General features: G+C 46.1%; 13 protein-coding genes. 9 read left to right on the top strand and 4 right to left on the bottom strand.

The window, feature by feature from the left end; translation table 11 throughout:
* The first annotated feature begins 1 nt into the window (after position 1).
* The 5 genes from LEPBO_RS0120010 to LEPBO_RS0119990 all read left to right on the top strand — a co-directional run bounded on the left by LEPBO_RS0120010 (position 2) and on the right by LEPBO_RS0119990 (position 8,272).
* Positions 2 to 1,492, top strand: coding sequence for a response regulator (locus LEPBO_RS0120010; protein WP_017289348.1), 1,491 nt, complete (start codon positions 2 to 4; stop codon positions 1,490 to 1,492).
* Between the two features lie 208 nt (positions 1,493 to 1,700).
* Positions 1,701 to 4,325 carry an alanine--tRNA ligase gene (gene alaS, locus LEPBO_RS0120005; RefSeq protein ID WP_017289347.1) on the top strand — a complete coding sequence of 875 codons (2,625 nt, stop codon included), beginning with the start codon at positions 1,701 to 1,703 and terminating at the stop codon, positions 4,323 to 4,325.
* A 197-nt stretch (positions 4,326 to 4,522) separates the two neighbouring features.
* The gene (locus LEPBO_RS0120000) at positions 4,523 to 5,185 is read left to right on the top strand and encodes a DUF924 family protein (RefSeq protein WP_081614759.1); all 663 of its coding nucleotides are present in this window, start codon (positions 4,523 to 4,525) and stop codon (positions 5,183 to 5,185) included.
* A 483-nt stretch (positions 5,186 to 5,668) separates the two neighbouring features.
* A complete protein-coding gene (locus LEPBO_RS0119995) occupies positions 5,669 to 6,910 on the top strand; it encodes a cytochrome P450 family protein (protein ID WP_026148776.1) in 1,242 nt (413 codons plus the stop codon).
* Between the two features lie 54 nt (positions 6,911 to 6,964).
* Positions 6,965 to 8,272 carry a hypothetical protein gene (locus LEPBO_RS0119990; RefSeq protein WP_017289344.1) on the top strand — a complete coding sequence of 436 codons (1,308 nt, stop codon included), beginning with the start codon at positions 6,965 to 6,967 and terminating at the stop codon, positions 8,270 to 8,272.
* Here LEPBO_RS0119990 and LEPBO_RS0119985 read toward each other — a convergent pair.
* The 3 genes from LEPBO_RS0119985 to LEPBO_RS0119975 all read right to left on the bottom strand — a co-directional run bounded on the left by LEPBO_RS0119985 (position 8,251) and on the right by LEPBO_RS0119975 (position 12,977).
* Positions 8,251 to 8,853, bottom strand: coding sequence for an NAD(P)H-dependent oxidoreductase (locus tag LEPBO_RS0119985; RefSeq protein WP_017289343.1), 603 nt, complete (start codon positions 8,851 to 8,853; stop codon positions 8,251 to 8,253). The genes LEPBO_RS0119990 and LEPBO_RS0119985 overlap by 22 nt on opposite strands.
* A gap of 105 nt (positions 8,854 to 8,958) precedes the next feature.
* On the bottom strand, positions 8,959 to 11,676 hold the full coding sequence (locus LEPBO_RS37650; RefSeq protein WP_017289342.1) for a PAS domain S-box protein: 2,718 nt from the start codon (positions 11,674 to 11,676) through the stop codon (positions 8,959 to 8,961).
* Positions 11,677 to 11,858: 182 nt separating this feature from the next.
* Entirely contained in the window at positions 11,859 to 12,977 is a 1,119-nt protein-coding gene (locus LEPBO_RS0119975) for a leucyl aminopeptidase (RefSeq protein WP_315881773.1), read from the bottom strand.
* A gap of 40 nt (positions 12,978 to 13,017) precedes the next feature.
* Between LEPBO_RS0119975 and LEPBO_RS45625 the strand changes: the two genes are divergently transcribed.
* Positions 13,018 to 13,763, top strand: a protein-coding gene (locus tag LEPBO_RS45625; protein ID WP_455565126.1) for an IS1 family transposase whose coding sequence is annotated in 2 segments (ribosomal slippage) — positions 13,018 to 13,273 and positions 13,273 to 13,763 — 747 coding nt in all. Because the reading frame shifts where the segments join, the coding sequence is not laid out codon by codon here.
* A gap of 24 nt (positions 13,764 to 13,787) precedes the next feature.
* Here the strand turns inward: LEPBO_RS45625 and LEPBO_RS0119960 are convergent.
* Complete coding sequence (locus LEPBO_RS0119960; RefSeq protein WP_017289340.1) at positions 13,788 to 14,168, bottom strand: M17 family peptidase N-terminal domain-containing protein; 381 nt, start codon at positions 14,166 to 14,168, stop codon at positions 13,788 to 13,790.
* Between the two features lie 189 nt (positions 14,169 to 14,357).
* Here LEPBO_RS0119960 and LEPBO_RS0119955 point away from each other — a divergent pair, with 189 nt between their 5' ends.
* From LEPBO_RS0119955 to LEPBO_RS0119945, 3 genes are all read left to right on the top strand, one after another.
* Positions 14,358 to 16,565, top strand: a complete 2,208-nt coding sequence (locus tag LEPBO_RS0119955; RefSeq protein WP_017289339.1) for a transglycosylase SLT domain-containing protein — start codon at positions 14,358 to 14,360, stop codon at positions 16,563 to 16,565.
* Between the two features lie 259 nt (positions 16,566 to 16,824).
* Entirely contained in the window at positions 16,825 to 17,826 is a 1,002-nt protein-coding gene (locus LEPBO_RS0119950) for a multicopper oxidase domain-containing protein (protein ID WP_017289338.1), read from the top strand.
* Between the two features lie 121 nt (positions 17,827 to 17,947).
* Positions 17,948 to 18,949, top strand: a complete 1,002-nt coding sequence (locus LEPBO_RS0119945) for a helix-hairpin-helix domain-containing protein (protein ID WP_017289337.1) — start codon at positions 17,948 to 17,950, stop codon at positions 18,947 to 18,949.
* Positions 18,950 to 18,992: the final 43 nt, after the last annotated feature.

Raw genomic sequence — 18,992 nt, 5'->3', positions numbered from 1 at the left:
TATGAACGAGCCGATTACAGTCTTACTCATTGACGACCAAACCATCATCGCAGAAGCAGTGCAGCAGATGCTTGCTTCAGAACCCGATATCAGCTTTCACTACTGTAATAATCCACTGCAAACATTAAAAGTGGTGCAAACTTGCCGTCCGACTGTGATTCTCCAAGATCTCGTCATGCCCCAAATAGAAGGGCTGTTGCTCGTTCGACTTTTACGATCGTCAGATGCACCGACTCATCAGATTCCCTTAATTGTTTTATCGAGCAAGGAAGATCCCGTGATTAAAGCTCAAGCTTTTGAGTACGGGGCAAACGATTATCTGGTTAAATTGCCCGATCGCGTTGAACTCCTGGCTCGAATCCGCTATCACTCTAGAGCTTACACCAACTTGCTCAAGCGCGAAGAGGCAGAAGCGCTACTCCGCCAGGAAAATGAGGAACAGGCACTTTATATTGAACAAGTGAATAAAATTACGGACGCAGCTTTTGCTGTGGAGCAAAATCAGTTCGAGGCAAAGCAGTTAGATGAAGTAGTCGATCGACAAGATGAGCTAGGACAACTGGCACGCGTTTTCACCCAGATGGTCAAAACGGTGAAAGTTCGAGAGGCTGAACTGGAGCGATTAAAGGATTCTCTAGCTCGGTTTTTTCCAGAGGAGTATCTGCAATTTCTACGAAAAGATAGTGTGATTGATGTTCAGCTGGGCGACTTTGTTAGTAAAACCATGGCAGTGATGTTTAGTGACATTCGTTCTTTTACGACGATTTCTGAGAACATGTCTCCCCGCGAAAACTTTGACTTTATCAATGCTTACCTCAAACGAGTCAGCCCTGAAATTCGCAATCACTATGGCATTATCGTCAAGTTCTTAGGCGATGGCATGATGGCAGTTTTTCCGGATGGAGCCGATGATGCGATCGCTGCTGGAATTGCCAAGCATCAGCGCGTTTGGGAATATAACCAACAGCGTTTAGCAAGAGGCGATCGCCCTATCCGGATTGGCATTGGAATTCACGTGGGGCATATGATGCTCGGTATGGTTGGGGAAAGTAACCGCATTCAAGGAGATGCTTTTTCTGACAATGTTAATCTCACGTCTCGATTAGAAGGTCTGACGAAAGTTTATGGCAGTGCTCTCCTGATTACTGGGCAAACGCTCGAACAATTGAGCAATCCTGAAGCGTATGACGTTCGTTTTCTAGCCAATACGATCGTGAAAGGACGGACTGAGCCGATTTCTGTGTATGAGATCTTGAATGCTGAAGTCGAAGCAATGCGAACGCTAAAACTCCGGACTCTACCTCAGTTTCAGCAGGGGATTGCTTACTACCAAGATCGCGCCTTGACAGAAGCTAAAACTTGTTTCGAGCAGGTGCTTAGCATTCATCCTGACGATCGTATGGCTCAGCTTTACTGCGATCGTATTGACGCTTTACTATCACAAGGGATTCCTGAAGACTGGCAGAACGTTGGGTCTTTTGAATCATTCTGATTGCGAGCCACAAAGCCCAGAACTGACGATTCTATGAACGAATTGCGATCGCACTGGCATGTCTAGATTTATTGACATTGCAGCATTCGGAGAAACGGGAAGAAGGCGATCGTTAACCTGGCTGCCAGTTTCCCTAAATTGCCAATCAAGTCAATCAACCTGCGGCAAGATAAGATAAATATCGCACTTATCAATTTTTTGGACTTCAATGGCTACTCCTCTCAGCGGCGCTCAAATTCGGCAAACATTTCTTGATTTCTTTGCACAGCGCGGACATCAACCGTTGCCTAGTGCGTCGCTTGTGCCTGAAGATCCAACCGTTCTGTTAACGATCGCGGGAATGCTTCCCTTCAAACCGATTTTTCTGGGTCAGCAAAAATCGGAATTTCCGCGGGCAACGACCTCTCAAAAGTGTATTCGGACAAATGATATCGAGAATGTCGGACGGACGGCTCGACATCACACCTTCTTTGAGATGTTGGGAAACTTTAGTTTTGGAGACTACTTCAAGTCGCAAGCGATCGCTTGGGCATGGGAGTTATCGACGAAAACGTTCGGCTTGCCTCCGGAGCGGATTGTCGTCAGCGTTTTTGAGGAAGACGACGAAGCCTTTGCAATCTGGCGAGATGAAGTCGGAATTCCCGCTCACCGAATTCAGCGCATGGGTGCGAAAGATAATTTCTGGAATTCAGGGCCTACAGGACCGTGTGGTCCTTGCTCAGAGTTGTATTACGACTTTCATCCAGAATTGGGAGACGACCATATCGACCTCGAAGACGACACGCGATTTATTGAGTATTACAACCTGGTTTTTATGCAATACAACCAGGACATTGATGGAAACTTAACGCCACTCCAGAATAAGAACATTGATACTGGAATGGGCTTAGAGCGGATGGCACAGATTTTGCAGAAAGTGCCGAACAACTACGAAACGGATTTGATTTTCCCGATCGTTCAAACTGCCGCAAAGATCGCTGGCATTGACTACTCAACCGCAGATGAATCAACAAAAGTCTCGCTCAAAGTCATTGGGGATCACATTCGAGCAGTCGTGCATATGATTGCAGACGGCATCACGGCATCGAATGAAGGGCGGGGCTATGTGCTGCGGCGATTAATCCGGCGGGTCGTTCGACAAGGGCGATTGATTGGCATTGATCGAGATTTTACAACTGATGTTGCCGAAACTGCGATCGCGCTTTCTGAATCGGCTTATCCGAATGTCCGGATGAAAGAAACGGTTGTGAAATCGGAACTCAAGATCGAAGAAGAACGGTTCCGTAAAACGCTCGATCGCGGCGAAAAACTACTCGAAGAAATTCTGAACCGAGAAACCAAGCAAATCTCTGGCAAAGATGCGTTTGAGCTATACGATACTTACGGCTTCCCGGTGGAACTCACAGAAGAAGTCGCGATCGAGAAAGGCTTAACGGTCGATATGAAAGGCTTTGAAGCTGAAATGCAAGCCCAACGCCAACGCGGTCGCGATGCTCACAAAACCATTGATTTAACCGTTCAAGGAACCTTAGATACCTTAGCTGAAAACTTACAAGGCACTGAGTTTCTAGGCTACAAGCAACCTTCTACTCAAGCTGAAATTCAACTCTTGTTAGTCAATGGTGAACCTGTTGATCGAGTCGAAGCGGGTACAGACGTTCAGGTGATCTTAAATCAGACTCCGTTCTATGCAGAATCGGGCGGACAGATTGGCGATCGCGGTTATCTCTCTGGCGAGGATCTGGTGATTCGAGTCGAAGATGTGAAGAAAGAATCGGCTTTCTTTGTTCACTTTGGACGAGTTGAGCGTGGCACAGTTCGATCTGGCGATAAAGTCACGGCGCAAATTGATCTCTCGTGTCGTCGTCGAGCGGCTGCAAATCACTCTGCAACGCACCTACTTCAAGCGGCACTGCGGAAGATTGTCGATGAAGGCATTTCTCAAGCTGGATCGCTAGTAGACTTCGATCGCTTAAGATTCGATTTCAACTATTCCAAGCCACTCACCTCAGAGCAAATTCAGCAAATTGAAGAACAGATCAATACCTGGATTGCAGAAGGTCATCAAGCTGAGATTGCAGTCATGCCGATTGCCGATGCTAAAGCAAAAGGTGCGATCGCAATGTTTGGTGAAAAGTATGGCGATGAAGTTCGTGTCATCGATTTTCCTGGCGTTTCGATGGAACTTTGTGGCGGAACTCACGTTGCGAACACCGCTGAAATTGGACTCTTCAAGATTGTGTCTGAAACGGGCGTTGCAGCGGGGATTCGTCGGATTGAAGCAATTTCTGGAGCATCGGTGCTGGAATATTTGAATGTTCGAGACAGTGTAGTGAAAGATTTGAGCGATCGCTTTAAGTCGAAGCCTGAAGAGATTCCCGATCGCATTACTGCTCTACAAACCGAGCTTAAAAACACTCAGAAGCAACTCGAAGCCGTTAAGGGACAATTAGCGATCGCGAAAGCTGATCAACTTCTGGCTGAAGTTGACACTGTTGGCGACTTCAAAGTGCTTGTTTCTCAGTTAGAAGCTGTTGATCCCGCTTCTTTACAAAAAGCAGCCGAGCAATTGTTGCAGAAGATGGGTGAAGGAGCAGTCGTTTTAGGATCTGTCCCAGAAGCCGGAAAAGTCAGCTTTGTGGCTGCCTTTAGTCCGGCTGTTGTCAAGCAGGGAATGCAAGCTGGAAAATTAGTCGGCGCGATCGCGAAAATCTGCGGTGGCGGTGGCGGCGGTCGTCCAAATCTTGCACAAGCAGGTGGACGAGATGCAAGTAAGTTATCCGAAGCTTTGACAGAAGCAAAGAATCAACTGAAAGCTGGATTAGTCAAGTAGAGTAACATTGGTTTTTCACGAGGGAAACGATTGAGTCATTGCATTTCGACTTTGCTCAACGCTCAAAATCCGAGGGATGTGTGAGTTGAGTGAAGTCGAAATCCAGACCCAACCAAGGAACACAACTCAATCACTATGCTCCTGAAGGGGAAGCGTTCAAGGTACAATTTAACCCCAATAGTTCAAGCAGGTAGAACATGAACCAGCCTACATCAATGCATCAAGTTCTGAACTACTGGTTTGAATACTGTCCCTCGAATGCCGTTCTTGCTCAGTTACCGAATCTAAACGACTCCTTCGATCGTTGGTTTGGGGGCAAAGAAGACGATATACAGCAATCCCTGTGGGATTCAGTATCGCCGGAGACAGAAACCTGGACGGATACACTTGAGGGACAACTCGCCAGAGTAATCCTCTACGATCAAATTACTAGAGGTTGCTTTCGGCGGACTGCAAGAGCATTTGCTTTTGATGAGCAAGCACTTTTTTGGGCGAATCGTTTTCTCGAATCTACCCCTCTGGGTGACATGGGCTTAGCTTCTCCGATTTGTCTGAGTCATCAATTTATGGTTCTCATTTGCCTGAGCCATTCAGAAAACAAAGAAACTCAGGAACGCTCTCTGCACTTAAGTCAGCAGTTTGCCCAAGAAGTACTGACTCAGAACTGGTTGAGTGAGAAGGTCAAGCAGCAACTCGCTCAAGTTGATCCTGAAGCACAACAACACCATAAAGTCATTCAGCACTTCGGCAGATTTCCACATCGTAATCGCGCATTAAATCGACAATCAACCCCCGAAGAAGAGCAGTTTTTACAAGGTAATTTACCCCAGTGGATGTATAGTCAACAACAGTCACTATAATTGCTGATTTTCTGCCGAAATAATTGTTTCTTTTCTTACAAAAACGAACCAGTATTCTCCTCGATTTGTACCATTGTTTAATAGCTTGCGTCTTTAATTTAACCTTTTAGAGAAACATTTTTTGCCTCTTCAAGGGCAAGCCTGATGTGATTGTTATTATTCTACTTTGCGGTATCACATACTAAGTGTCCTAATAGTCTTCAGGCTTTACAAAGTCTGAAGACTAATGCTAGAAAGTTTCTATAACTACATAGTGTATCTACCTAAATCAAGCCTATTCGATAGCTCACTTCGTTCAAGTGAGTATAGGGGGCTTAAATAGCAATTTTCTACCGTCATTTTCTACTGCTGCTCTAGAGGCTAAAGCACTCAGGCTATAGTTTCGTTGCAACGTGAAGCGATCTCTAACGTCAGAAGCAATGGAAGCAGTTCGATCGATTGGATTGCTTCAATAGTCTTATCCCTAACGACACGACAGCACTTATGGAAGTAAAGGATTTAACACAATGTCCTGTCAAGGACATTGTGAATGTGTATCTGTCTAAATCTGCGATGAATCGATCGAAAGATCCTCGGCAAAATCGCCTTTTCTATTCCATGTCTCCCGTTGGTCATCGTTTTCTAGAAAACATTGATTCAGAAGATCCTCAGTTTGAAGCGATTTCTTCGCTAGCAAAACAGGTTTCTAAAGTCCTTGAGAGCAACTGTAAACAGGGGTTTGAAAATCGCCTCAAAGCTTACTGGGCATCGAATCTACCAGCTTATCCTGTTTGCTCGATTCGAGATTCTGCTTTTGGTGCGGTCTTGGATGAAGTTTGGTTTGCGTTTTTTGCTAGAGCCTGCCCTAACCCCGATCTTGTAGTCAAAGCGGCTCATAACATCTTGATGGTCGTCAAGAACAGGGAAACAGTTGATATAAAATCTAGGCGAAATGCGATCGCATTAGTGGCTGATGCTGTGAAGCTAGGACTCAACCCTCAATTAGAGTTGCAGGAAATAGAGTTGCAGGAAACTTTTACTAACATTCATGAGGTGATCTTTGCACTCATTGTTTCGAGTGTGGATGAACTGAGCGAGGGCTTTGCACATACGGTGATCGCTCTCGCACAACATGCCCCAACTCCGACAAGTTTGGATGAATTTGCACTCGCTTTTTATGAAGCATTGAGGTTATATCCGTTATTCACGCGATCGACAAGACCTAGCAATGATAATACCTGTCTATACAGCCTCAATTACGTAAACTATCACCGTCGAACTGATATTTTTGGCAAAGATGCGCTTCAATACAATTGGCAGCGCTGGCAAGCTAAAAACTGGCTTGGACAAACGTTTATTTTTGGTGTTGCCAGCAATCGATCCTGTCCGGGACGCGGCAGCGCGATCGAGATGGTTCCAAGAATGGTTCAAGTTTGGATGCAGACTTACCAAACGCAGAGCTACATTCGCCACACCAGAAATTTACCCTGTGGCGGGCTTGCGATCGTAACTCCAATCGGTAAACGTGTGCCTTGGTTCTTATCCTGGCTGCATTTTGGGGCATGGATTTATTCACATGCAAGCTTTTGCTTGATTCAAAGAGCTTGGGTTAACCATCAAAATGCTAAAGCTTCCAACAAACGCCGTGAAGCCGATCACTATTATGCATCGCTCAAGGCTTTGCGAATTCCAGCAGCAGCTTCACACGGTTCGGTTCAACCCTCTCGTTTATCCGCAAAGAGCTAGGTCTTTTGCACGAGGTTATTGTCAAACTGAACATTATTTAGGTGCCGTCGAACCATGCAAGTCACTGTAGCAACCAATCAAGGTGTATCAGAAACTCTAGCGAGCCTCTCTCAATTCAATACAAAGTGGGGAGAGCGGTGGCCTTTTATTGCAGAGCATCGCCTGATTTCAGCCTGCGATCGCCAATTTGTCAGAGATCAACTGCCGCAAATTTTAGCCGCAGAGGCAGATCCAAGAGCCGCGATCAATTCGTTCTTGCAAGACTTTCATCCTGACATCACGGATAATCCCAACCAATTAGCGGCTTATCTTGCTCTGCTGACCTATTTAGCATTAGGATTTCGTCGCCCTTATATCGAAAAAGATCCTGAAAAGCTAGCAGCCACCCCGATCGTCAGTGAGCAGTCAATTCAATTTCCAGAAAAGCTATCGACGCTCTGGACAGTCGTCGCAAAGCGCTTGGGAATTGAAGCATCCACCTCGCTCACCGCGCTGGTTTACTGCAACTTTTCCTGTAACCTGTCCGATCTGCCGATTTATACCGATCCGTTGGAGGAACTTCACAATATCGATCGCTTAATTCTGCATCAGCGAACTCGGTTAGCACAATCTGCGATGCAGTTTTGCAATCACGAGAATGTTCAGCATCGACAGATGTATTGCGAATTTCTCAAGATATTTCTGTACTCTGAAATTGTGGGTCGGCGAATTTGTGCCTGGGCTGAAACAGCCCTGAACGCTTTCGTCACACATCAATCTCCTGAAAGAGTGGCAGATTGTTTAGCGGTGATGATTCGATGGTCGATCGAAGCGTTGACGCAGCACTTAGAAGCAAACCAAGACATCCCTAAAGAAGCACTCGCGATCGCTCAATTTACTCCTGCAATTAAGCTTTCAGAACGTAAAAGCACGCCTGGTGTCACAGGATTTTTGGTTCCTTTTCTGGATGAGTTTTTCGGCTTTACGTCTGAGTCAAGCCCGTACCTGGAGAAAGTAAGAGCATCCCGCTCTTTTCTCCTACCGGAACTGGCTGCAATCTTAGAGTCTTGTCAGACACATGCTCCATTTGACACAATTTGTGCTCAAATGCCGCCTGCACAAAAAGCGCAACTCGAATCCCTAAAACTTACCTTATGGGAAGTGATGAAGGAATGGCGCATTTTTCATCGCAATCAAGTGGGTCGATTTCTAGCAAAAGGTGTGGAATCTCAACACACTACACCCAGACTCAAGACCTTTCTCCGCAATTTTATTCAAAACATGAATGAACGGATGCGAGCATTCGAGGCAGAGCAAAAATCCGAAGCCTATTCTCTGAACTATGGCAGTCAGGGCAAAGCTCATGAGGCAGACCATTTGTGAATCGTTTTCTGAATCTGCGAACAAAATCGCTCAACTTTTTCTTGAGTCAGCGACTCGGCTTCGTAGCAGGTCAACATTCCAAACCGACACCTAGGAGCACACATGCCCAAAATTGCCATCTTGAGCACCCGTTTCACAGGTTGCCACAACAGGAGGTAATCAACCCACCAAGGCGAATTGAGCGATGTAATCGCAAGCGCTCTCTGAAGGTTGTGAAGTTTTGGCTGGAGTAAACCACCCGGCTGAGGCGCATGGTCGAAAGCAAGACCCGGTGACCACACTCGATCAAACCAACCTTTGAGAATGGCAGGTAGACTAAACCACCAGGTTGGAAAGACAAGCACAACTGCTTCAGCAGCAAGCAACCGTTCAACCTGTGGCTGAACAGTCGTTGCATCGAACGGAGGCTGAAAATAGCTTTGACGTTCACTGCTCGTGATCACTGGAGAGAAGCTGTTTTGATAGAGATCCTCGATTTCGACTTCGTGACCTGCGGCAGTGAGTGCCGCGATCGCAGAATGTGCCATGGTGTAGCACAAGCTATCTGGAAGTGGATGAGCAATGACAACAAGACATTTCATAGCAAAGTTAATTGATAGAACTTGGAGTTTGCATCGTACGCTGATGAAGAAAATCTCAGCAGCTTCTTCACTTCAATGTCATCACCCTACTTGGGCGCATCCAATCTACTGTTGAGGGCGGATTTGGTGGATCGGAATCTGAACTACAAATTCAGTCCCGTGATCAGGAGTAGAGTGACAAATGATCTGCCCACGATGCTTTTCAGTCACAATTTGATAACTAATCGACATGCCCATCCCTGTTCCTTGACCGATCGGTTTAGTTGTAAAAAATGGGTCAAAAATTTGTGCCTGAATCGATTCTGGAATTCCAATCCCATTATCTGCAAAGCGGATAATCGCTTGCTGATCCTCGGTGACTGCCGTAGTAATCTGAATGGTCGCAGGATGAGATGGAATTCGCGATCGCTTCTCTTCCACAGCATCGATCGCATTGGTGAGAATATTCATAAACACTTGGTTGAGTTGTCCAGCAAAGCATTCAATGAGGGGAAGTGCCCCATAATTTTTGATGACTTCAATTTCAGAGTCACTTTGCCTTGATTTGAGACGATTTTGTAGAATCATCAACGTACTCTCAATCCCATCATGAAGATTGACAGGCTTAAATTCGGACTCGTCCAACCGAGAAAACAAACGCAGTGATTTCACAATTTCTCGAATTCGCTCAGTGCCAACCTGCATCGAGTCTAAAAGCTTAGGTAAATCGTGGCGAACAAAATCGAGATCTAGGTCTTCGATTTTCTCTGAGATTGCATCCGTCGATTCGGGGTAGCTTTGCTGATAGAGCGTCACAAGCTCTAATAAACCGCGAGCGTATTCATCCACATAATTCACATTGCCATGAATGAAGTTGACCGGATTATTGATCTCATGAGCAATTCCTGCGACCAACTGCCCCAAACTCGACATTTTTTCACTCTGAATCATCTGGGCTTGAGTTTGCCGTAGCTCTTTCAAGGTTGCTTGGAGTGTCTTGCTCTTGCTCCGACTTTGCTCATAGAGATCGGCTTGATTAATTGCGATCGCGAGTTGATCGGCAACTGCCTGAACTAGCTCAACTTCTCGATCTGTCCAGGTATGCTGCTGTTGCTGATGGTCACAGAGAATCATGCCGATCTGTTCCCGTTGAGTTTGAATGGGAACACAGAGCCGTGACTGAACTCCCGATGCCATCAGAGAGGCTCGATGGCTCGGTTCTTGATAGCTCTCGGCTTGATCAATGCGAATTGTATCTAGGTGGGGGATAATTTCATCCGTTGAGCCAATGAGATCAGGTGAACAGGAACCCACCAAACTCGATTGATGATGAGATTGATCAGCGACAACCTTCCAAACCGCAGGCGTTACGCTCGGATCGTACCAAGTAAAGGCGCACCAATCGACTTGGAGTAATGTGTAAAGCTCCTGAATCGTAGTTTCGAGAATACTGTTCACATCGAGTGAATTCCGGATCTGATTCGTTAACCGATTGATCAAGGCTTGACGTTCCGCATACTCTCTGAGTGCAGCTTCGGCAGTATTCCGCTCCATTTCTACGCCAACTCTTGCCGCAAAAAGTTGCAAAATAGATTGAGCGGTTTCCACATTCTCGGCGAAATGTCGCGTATCGATGACCCCGATCGTTCCGATCGCTTGACCTTGAGAATCGGTAATCGCTGCACCGAGATAGCTTTCAGCCTGTAAAGTCGCGAGATTGGGGTCATCTGGAAATTGAGTTTGCAGCGATTCTAGAAAGAGACCCACTTTGTTCTGCAACACATATTCGCAAGGTGTTTTCGCCAGATTAAAAGTATAAGGCTCGGCAAAGTGTTGCCCTGTCCAGAACACCAGCATGTCACACTGAGAATAAGTTTGATCAGTACACTGAGTAATAAAAGCGTACTGCGTTTGAAAAATCTCACTCAGCGATCGCACACAACTGCGAAAGAACTCGTCTCCCGTTTTTGACACGGTTTCTTCCACAATAAAGCGAAGTGCCGCTTGCTGCTGTTTGGAGGCATGAATATCTCGGATAATGCCTTGCACAGACGTGATTTTTCCGTCTGCATCTTGAATCGGAACCATGTTGATCGATGACCATAGCCAGTTCCCTTGTTGGTACTGTCGCCGAAACTCAATACCTGAATGTTTTTTGCCTGTTTCAACCGCTTGTTGACTTGCCATGAGACATCCAGGCAGATCGTCAGGATGAGCAAGTGGAGCAAACGATCGACCCACCCACTTGTCTGGCGAATGACCGTACAGGGTATAGAAACCGGGAGAGAGGTAAGTAATCGTACCGTCTAGAGTCCAGGTTGTGATTAAATCATTCGCATTTTCAACTAAATGACGGAATTTTGCTTCACTTTTTGCCAGAGTGGCATAAGCTTGCTGTTGTTCCATGTCTGTTTGGATGCGATCGCTGATGTCGATAGCACTGATCAGGACTTGATCAATCTGTTCGTCTTGATTTTTCAGGGGATTGATCGTGATCTGCCACCAACTTTTCTGTCCATTGCGATCGAAGCTTTGTTCAAAAGTAATCGGCTGATTTGAGTGAATACACTGCCAACAACAGTCGTGATAGATTCGGGTAGTTTCTGTTGGTAGAGCTTCGTTGAGGGTTTGACCAATTAAATGCTCGATGTCAACCGAACTCATCGCAGCAAATTTTGAATTTGCTGCGACGTAGCGAAATGTTTGTTCTTGCTTTAAGACTTCTAGCAGAGCAAGCCCATAACTTACTCCTTCCCAAAGATGGTTTAGAAGTTGAAGTGGATTTTGTTTCAGACCGATGGGAAAACGATGTAACTCCAAGAGCCTGTAATTGACATCTGCCATAAGTAAGAGAAAGGAAGTTTCACCCAGAATTCCCTTCTTGAGAAAAGAGTTGAACTTTTCTCAAGAATTCTTGTCCGGGGGGAGAACTTAAGTCATGCTCTTACATCAAGTAATGTTTTTAACTCAGTACGAATCTTGGTAATTTGTGAGATGAACTGAGTCATCTCACAAATTACGATCGCTTAACTCATCACCCAATCAACGAGCAATCTCACTCCATATCCAGTCGCGCCTGCTCCGTTGTAGCCATTCTCTTTATCTGCCCAAACGGGACCTGCTACATCTAAATGCGCCCAAGGCGTATCTTTGACAAATTGCTTCAGAAAGATTGCGGCGGAGATAGCACCACCAGCACGCGCACCCGTGTTTTTCATATCTGCAATGCCCGACTTCATACTCTCGAAGTACTTCTCTTCCATCGGCATCCGCCACAGTTTTTCACCGGACTCTCCACTGGCTTTGAGCAGCTGATCTGCGAGTTCATCGTTCGGACTCCACAAGCCCGCAATGTTATCACCCAAAGCAATCACACAAGCTCCGGTCAACGTTGCGAGATCGACGATCGCGTCTACTTCCAGTTTCTCGGTATATACCAATGCGTCTGCAAGGGTTAATCGTCCTTCTGCGTCGGTGTTATTGATCTCGATCGTTTTGCCATTTGAGGCGGTGAGAATGTCGCCTGGGTGAATGGCTCGCCCGCTGATCATATTTTCAGTGACGGCAGTAATAAAATGCACTTCGACATCGGGTTTGAGTTGAGCGATCGCTTTTGCGGCTCCTAAGGTTGCGCCTGCTCCTCCCATATCGGTTTTCATCATTTCGATGCCGCTGCCAGCCCCTTTAATATTCAAACCGCCCGAATCGAAGGTCAGTCCTTTACCGATAATTGCCAGTTTTCGTCTCGGTGTACCTTGCGGCTTATAGGTCAGATGGATGAATTTAGGTGGCAAATCAGAAGCTTGAGCAACGCCAAGAAATGCGCCCATGCCGAGTTTTTCACAATCCTCTTTTTCGAGAATTTGAATTTCTAAACCATGCTCATTCGCGATCGCTAACGCCGTTTCTGCCATCGTGATCGGCGTAACGTAATTTGCAGGAGCCGCAACGAGTTCACGGGCTAGGAATACACCCGAACAGATTTGGCGAGCTTTTTGAATCGCCGCTTCTTGACCTACCAAACCTAGCAGTTCGACGGATTCGATTTTGCCATTTTGATCCGGCTCTGATTTGAAGCGCACATCTTTATACAGCGCAAGTTCGAGTCCTTCTACGATCGGGTAGTGTTCTAGATATGTGGATATATGGCAGAATGAAAACGATGTGTTAGAGGGCTGAGTCGAGATGGTCCTAGAACCTGTTCAATGTCCCGATTGCCAGAGTGTGGATGTCGTTAAGCATGGTCGCAGTGCTGCTGGAAAACAACGGTATTGTTGCCGTAACTTAGAGTGTTCGAGACGATCATTTATCTTGAACTTTAGCTATCGAGGACGACTGCCTGAAGTCAAAGCGCAAATCAGCGACATGGCAATCAACGGCAGTGGTATTCGTGATACCGCCAGAGTGTTGAAGATTAGCCCAACGACTGTGATTGAAACGCTGAAAAAAAGTCAAGTCAACTTGAACAAGTAAACATAAGTCTGCTCGAACAGCACCAACCGGATAACACGGCAGTCATGGTCGTCAGAGTCGAGGCGGCGGAGATGGACGAGATGTGGAGTTTTGTCGAGTCAAAGCAGCATCAACGATGGTTGTGGCACGCGATTGACCATCAAACTGGAAAAGTCCTTGCCTATGTGCTAGCCACCCATGAAGACTCAGCTCTTAAGCAACTTCAGCAACTGTTAGCTCCTTTTTCGATTCAACGGTTTTACACCGATAGTTGGGGAGCTTACTTGCGATTGCTAGATGAGCAGCACCATACGGTTGGCAAAGCCAACACACAGCGCATTGAGCGGAAACATCTAACTTTGAGAACTCGGATCAAGCGGCTTGCCAGAAAGACGATCTGTTTTTCCAAGACTGAGAAGATGCATGATACTGTGATTGGATTATTCATCAATCGTCATGAGTTCGGGCGAGCAGTATAACGTTATGCCCACACATCTAGAACACTACCCTACGATCGCTTGCGTCGTCGCTGCTGCATCCTCAACGGTCGGGAAACTGAGTGCAAGCGTTTTACACCGTTCGCGCTTTGCCAATTTTGCAACCGATGCAGCCGCTTGGCGGAGCTTTTCTAATTTCAGATCGTCAGGGTTGCCGAGTCCAACTAATAGAATCTTACGGATAGAACTGCCTGCGATACGAGTTGAGGCAGTATTGCCTAATTTGCCCTTAAATTCTACCTCTGCAATTAATTCTGCGATCGCACCGGACAATTTTTGATCGAGCGCAGCGACATCGCCAGATAATTCTGCGCCTTCAAATAACGCGATCGCTAGACCATCTCCTGACCAATCGAGGAGCGACGTTCCCGTGACTGTTACGTTCATATCTATCCCTAAATCGTGGGTTCTTAATGTCTGATATTCAGTATCGATCAAAACGCTCGAAACCGTCGCGAAATGTCATACGTAATACTTTCATTGAATGTGCTGATTTATTCCTCATCTTCGGTGAATCTTTGCTATAACTGCTTAGAGTTCTGCGTAGATCTGCCCCCTTTTCCAGGAAGAGTTTGAATGCTGAAGCAACTGTTGAAAGAGCGGCGTTTTTGGTTGATGTTAGCGGGTGGCGCGGGTGCGATCGGGTTGATTGCAGGAGCGTTATTACCCGTTGAGAAACTCAAAGAAGCGTCTCAAGCACCGAATGGCTTAATGGGATCGCTTCAGTCGTTTCAGGGACAATCTGAGGGGAGCGGAATCGGCACACCGAGCCAAGTCATCAGTCCTTTGGTGACAAAGCCTGCAGGAGAACGGACAGACGCTCTAAAGTTTGCTGCCGATCGGTCGAGCACGATGCTAGAGCGCAATCGCGCCCGCTATTTGTTAGCAACAGATTTTATTTCACAAAAGCAAGGCGATAAAGCGCTAGAGCAGTTAAAAGATTTAGAGCAAAATTATCCAGTTTTGGCAGCGCAGATTGGGGTGAAACGTGCTCAGGCATATGAAGTCGCAGGCAAACGCCAAGAAGCGGCTCAGGCATGGCAAGCAGTCGTGAAAAAATACCCGAAAGAGCCTGCCACGGTAGAAGCTCTCTTTGAGTTAGGCAAAAAAGATCCTCAATATTGGAATCAAGCGATCGCTCAATTTCCCTCTCATCCGAGAACCGTTGAGATTGCTAAAACGCTTTTAAAGAAAAATCCGAAACAGCTTCCATTGCTGATGCTGGTTGCGAAATATGGCATCACCAGCGACGGGTATACGGCATTAATGGATAAATTGGTTGCCGAGTTTGGTAGCCAGTTAAAGCCTGAAGATTGGGACGCGATCGCATTTGGATACTGGGAAAATCAAGTGTATGACAAAGGTGCGATCGCGTATTCGCGCGCGCCTCAAACTCCCTTAACGGCTTATCGATCTGCGAGAGGATTACATCTCAGCGGCAAGCCGGGGGGAGAGCAACGCTACCGCCAAATGATTCAACAATTTCCGCAGTCGGATGAAGCTGGATTAGCCTTGACTCGGTTGGCTCAGTTAGCAGAAACGCCGCAAACCGCAATCGCTTATTTGGATCAAATTGCTCAGAATTTTCCCGATCGTGCGCCGACTGCCTTAGTTGAGAAGTCAAAACTCCTCGACAAAATGAAAAGCGAAAAGACAGCGGCTCAAGTTCGTCAGTTGGTTTTGACTCAATATGCTCAATCCGATGCTGCCGCAGAAATGCGCTGGACTTATGCTCAGCAAGCTGCCAAAGCAGGCAATATCAAACTGGCAAAACAGTGGGCAGAGCCAGTTCTGACGAACAATCCGACCAGTGAAGTTGCCGCTGAAGCTGGATTCTGGGCGGGTAAATGGGCACAAAAATTGGGCGACAATGATCAAGCAGCCCAACTGTTTCAGAAAGTGCTCAGTGAGCATTATGAGTCTTATTATGCTTGGCGATCGGCTGCAATTTTGGGCTGGAATGTCGGCGACTTCAATACGGTACGATCGCTGAATCCAAAAGTAGAAAAACCTAGTCTCCGAGCCGAATTACCAGCCGGATCTCCAGCGCTAAAAGAACTTTATCAGTTAGGTCAAGAACGCGATGCTTGGTCGCATTGGCAGATTGAATTTCGGAATCGAGTTCAACCTTCGATCGCCGAACAGTTTACCGATGGTGTGATGCGATTGGGTGTGGGCGAAAATCTAGACGGACTGTATATGATTGGGAGTCTGCGCGATCGCGAAAAAGCAGAAGAAAAAGCTCAGTATGAACAATTGAGAAAACAGCCTGCGTATTGGCAAGCACTGTATCCTTTTCCGTTTGTGAATTACATTGAAAACTGGTCACAGCAACGGCAAATGAATCCGATGCTCGTGACAGCTTTGATTCGGCAAGAGTCCCGATTTGAGCCAGATATCAAATCGAGTGTGGGTGCTGTGGGATTGATGCAGGTGATGCCTGAGACGGGAGCTTTCATTGCAAATAATATCAAGGTGAAAGAGTACAAACTCAGTGATCCTGAAACGAGTATTCAGTTTGGAACCTGGTATTTGGATCATACGCATTTGGAGTATAACAACAATTCGATGCTAGCCGTAGCAAGCTATAATGCTGGGCCTGGTGCAGTTGCAGGCTGGCTTGGCAAAGCAAAATCGCAAGATCCAGATGAGTTTGTTGAAGCGATTCCTTATCCTGAAACCTATGGATATGTGAAAGCAGTGCTCGGTAACTATTGGAACTATTTGCGGCTGTACAATCCTGAAATTTCTCAGAAAGTTGCTCAGGTAAAACGCGATCGATAGAAATAGATTTGCTTTGGTTAAAGTCTACTCTAGTGATCCCGTTCAGTCTCCCGAATCAGTCCGCTTGACTTGATTCGGGATCAAATTTGATCGGCATCAAAAGTTGACTGCAAGCACGTTAGAAATCGGAAAGACTGAGCTTTTCACAAACATTACTGACAATAATTATTAATACACTTGATTCCAGAACCAGAATAATTGATAATTTTGAGCGACGAAGTTTGAGCGATCGACTTCTCGTTTATTCTCAAAATCTGCGATGCCAGCTTCTAATCTTTTTCAACATTTAAGCCGACGACAATTGATCCAATTAGGGCTGTTATCCGGTGTAGGACTCGCTGGCTCAGCTTTTGGAATCAACCTGCTCGCTCAGTCAAAAAACCGTCAAAACGTGATTGTTCCACCGTTTGACATTCCTCAAACCAAAGATGCAGCGAATCCGGCGGCTGTTTTGCGCGATTTTGATTACGGCACAGTTACTCAGGAAAATGGGCGAACGGTTAGAGAATTTCGAGTCGAAGCCCGCACCTCGGCGCTGCAACTCAATCAATCCACGTCTTTTGTCACTTGGAATCTGAACGGACGAGTTCCAGGACCAACCTTTCGGGCAACCCAAGGCGATCGCATTCGCGTGATTTTCTACAACAAAGCCGGGCACTCGCATTCACTTCACTTTCACGGAGTCCACTCGGCTGAAATGGATGGTGTAAAACCTGTCAAACACAATGCTGTTCAGATCTACGAATTTGACGCAGAGCCATTTGGAGTCCATCTTTATCACTGTCATATCGAGCCAATCTCGCGACATGTAGGCAAAGGTCTATACGGTATGTTCATTGTTGATCCCCCGACTCCGCGACCGCCTGCCGATGAAATCGTGTTGATCATGGCAGGCTATGACGTCAATGACGATCGTAAAAACGAGCTTTTTGCTTTCAATGGCTTGCCGGATTACTACATGAAGCATCCAATTCCCATCCAGCAAGATCAACTGATTCGGCTCTATGTCTTGAATCTCATCGAATTCGATCCAGTTGCAACGTTTCATCTCCATGCCAACATGTTCCGGGTCTATCGCACAGGACGCACCTTAGAACCGAGTGAAGAAACCGATGTGATTACGATGGGAACCGCAGAACGGCATATTTTAGAGTTTAGTTTTCATCACACGGGCAAATTTATGTTCCATCCGCATCAAGACTACATCGCGGAATCTGGCTGCATGGGCGCGTTTGAGGTGATTGCGAATTCAAAAGCTTAGCTGAACTTAATAATCACATTATTGACAAAGATTCTACTTAAGCTACACAATGACTAAATTCAATCCCTGAGATAGGTTTTTTCCTATAAAACGATCTCTTTCTGTCTTCATCAACACCATCATGCTGAAACAACTTAAATTCCTTGCTTATTTCCTATGCGCTCTAGGATTGAGTGTGCTCATCGCCTGTAGTTCTCAGACTGCGAACAATACAAGCTCTGCTCCTACAACAACGACAACCGCGAGCCAGCCTGCACATGGCGGCAGAAAGATTAACATTAACAGTGCGATCTTGTCCGAGCTAGATAAGCTAGAAGCAAAGCTCGGTGTTCCTGCGCTTTCTAATAAAATCCAAGCAAGTCGTCCCTATGGAAAAACGGAAGAGTTAGTTGCTAAAAATGTGATCAATCAAGCTCAGTTTGATCAAATCAAAGACATGGTGACGATCGAGGATATTAAACTCGAAGGTGAAGCCAGAGATGTTGATTACATGACGAAGCTCGGTTTGATGAAAGGGCATCTCTATGTTGCAAAAGAGCTACTTGACCTGCAAAAGCCGGATCAAGCAGAACCTCATATTGGGCATCCTGTCGAAGAGATTTATGCCGATGTGGAAGAGCAACTGAACGATCGCAAAGTTCCAGAATTCAAAGATCCGCTGATTGCACTGCAAGATGAAGTCAAGGCAGGTGCAAAAAATGCGAGTAAAGTTGCTTCTGGCTATGATACTTCGATCAAGGCAATTGATACCGCCATCAATGCGTTACCCGAATCGCAACGTCAAAATCCTGCCTTTGTCTTGCAAGTCATCAATGGATTATTAGATACTGCAAACTCAGAGTATGGAGCCGCGATCGCAAATAATAAAATTACTCAAGTGATTGAATACCAGGATTCGCGCGGCTTTGTGCTTTATGCAAATGAACTCTATAAGGGCATTTCTGATGCAATGCTGAAGACGCAACCGGACGCTCATCAAGTCATTTCAACGAAAATGGCTGAACTGACCACAACCTGGGCAGCAGTTACACCTCCTGCAACTCCTGCTAAAACCAGTGATCAGGTTTCAGCGCTCGTCAAAGAGATTGAGGGCAACACTCAAAAGGTAGCCAAGGCTTCTTAAAAGCTAAATTCTATATGTGGCAAGGAGTCAGAGTTCTTGTAAA

The sequence above is a fragment of the Leptolyngbya boryana PCC 6306 genome (assembly GCF_000353285.1).
GTDB lineage: Bacteria > Cyanobacteriota > Cyanobacteriia > Leptolyngbyales > Leptolyngbyaceae > Leptolyngbya > Leptolyngbya boryana.
The sequence above is the reverse complement of the archived record's forward strand: the minus strand, read 5'-3'. Positions and strand labels throughout refer to the sequence as shown.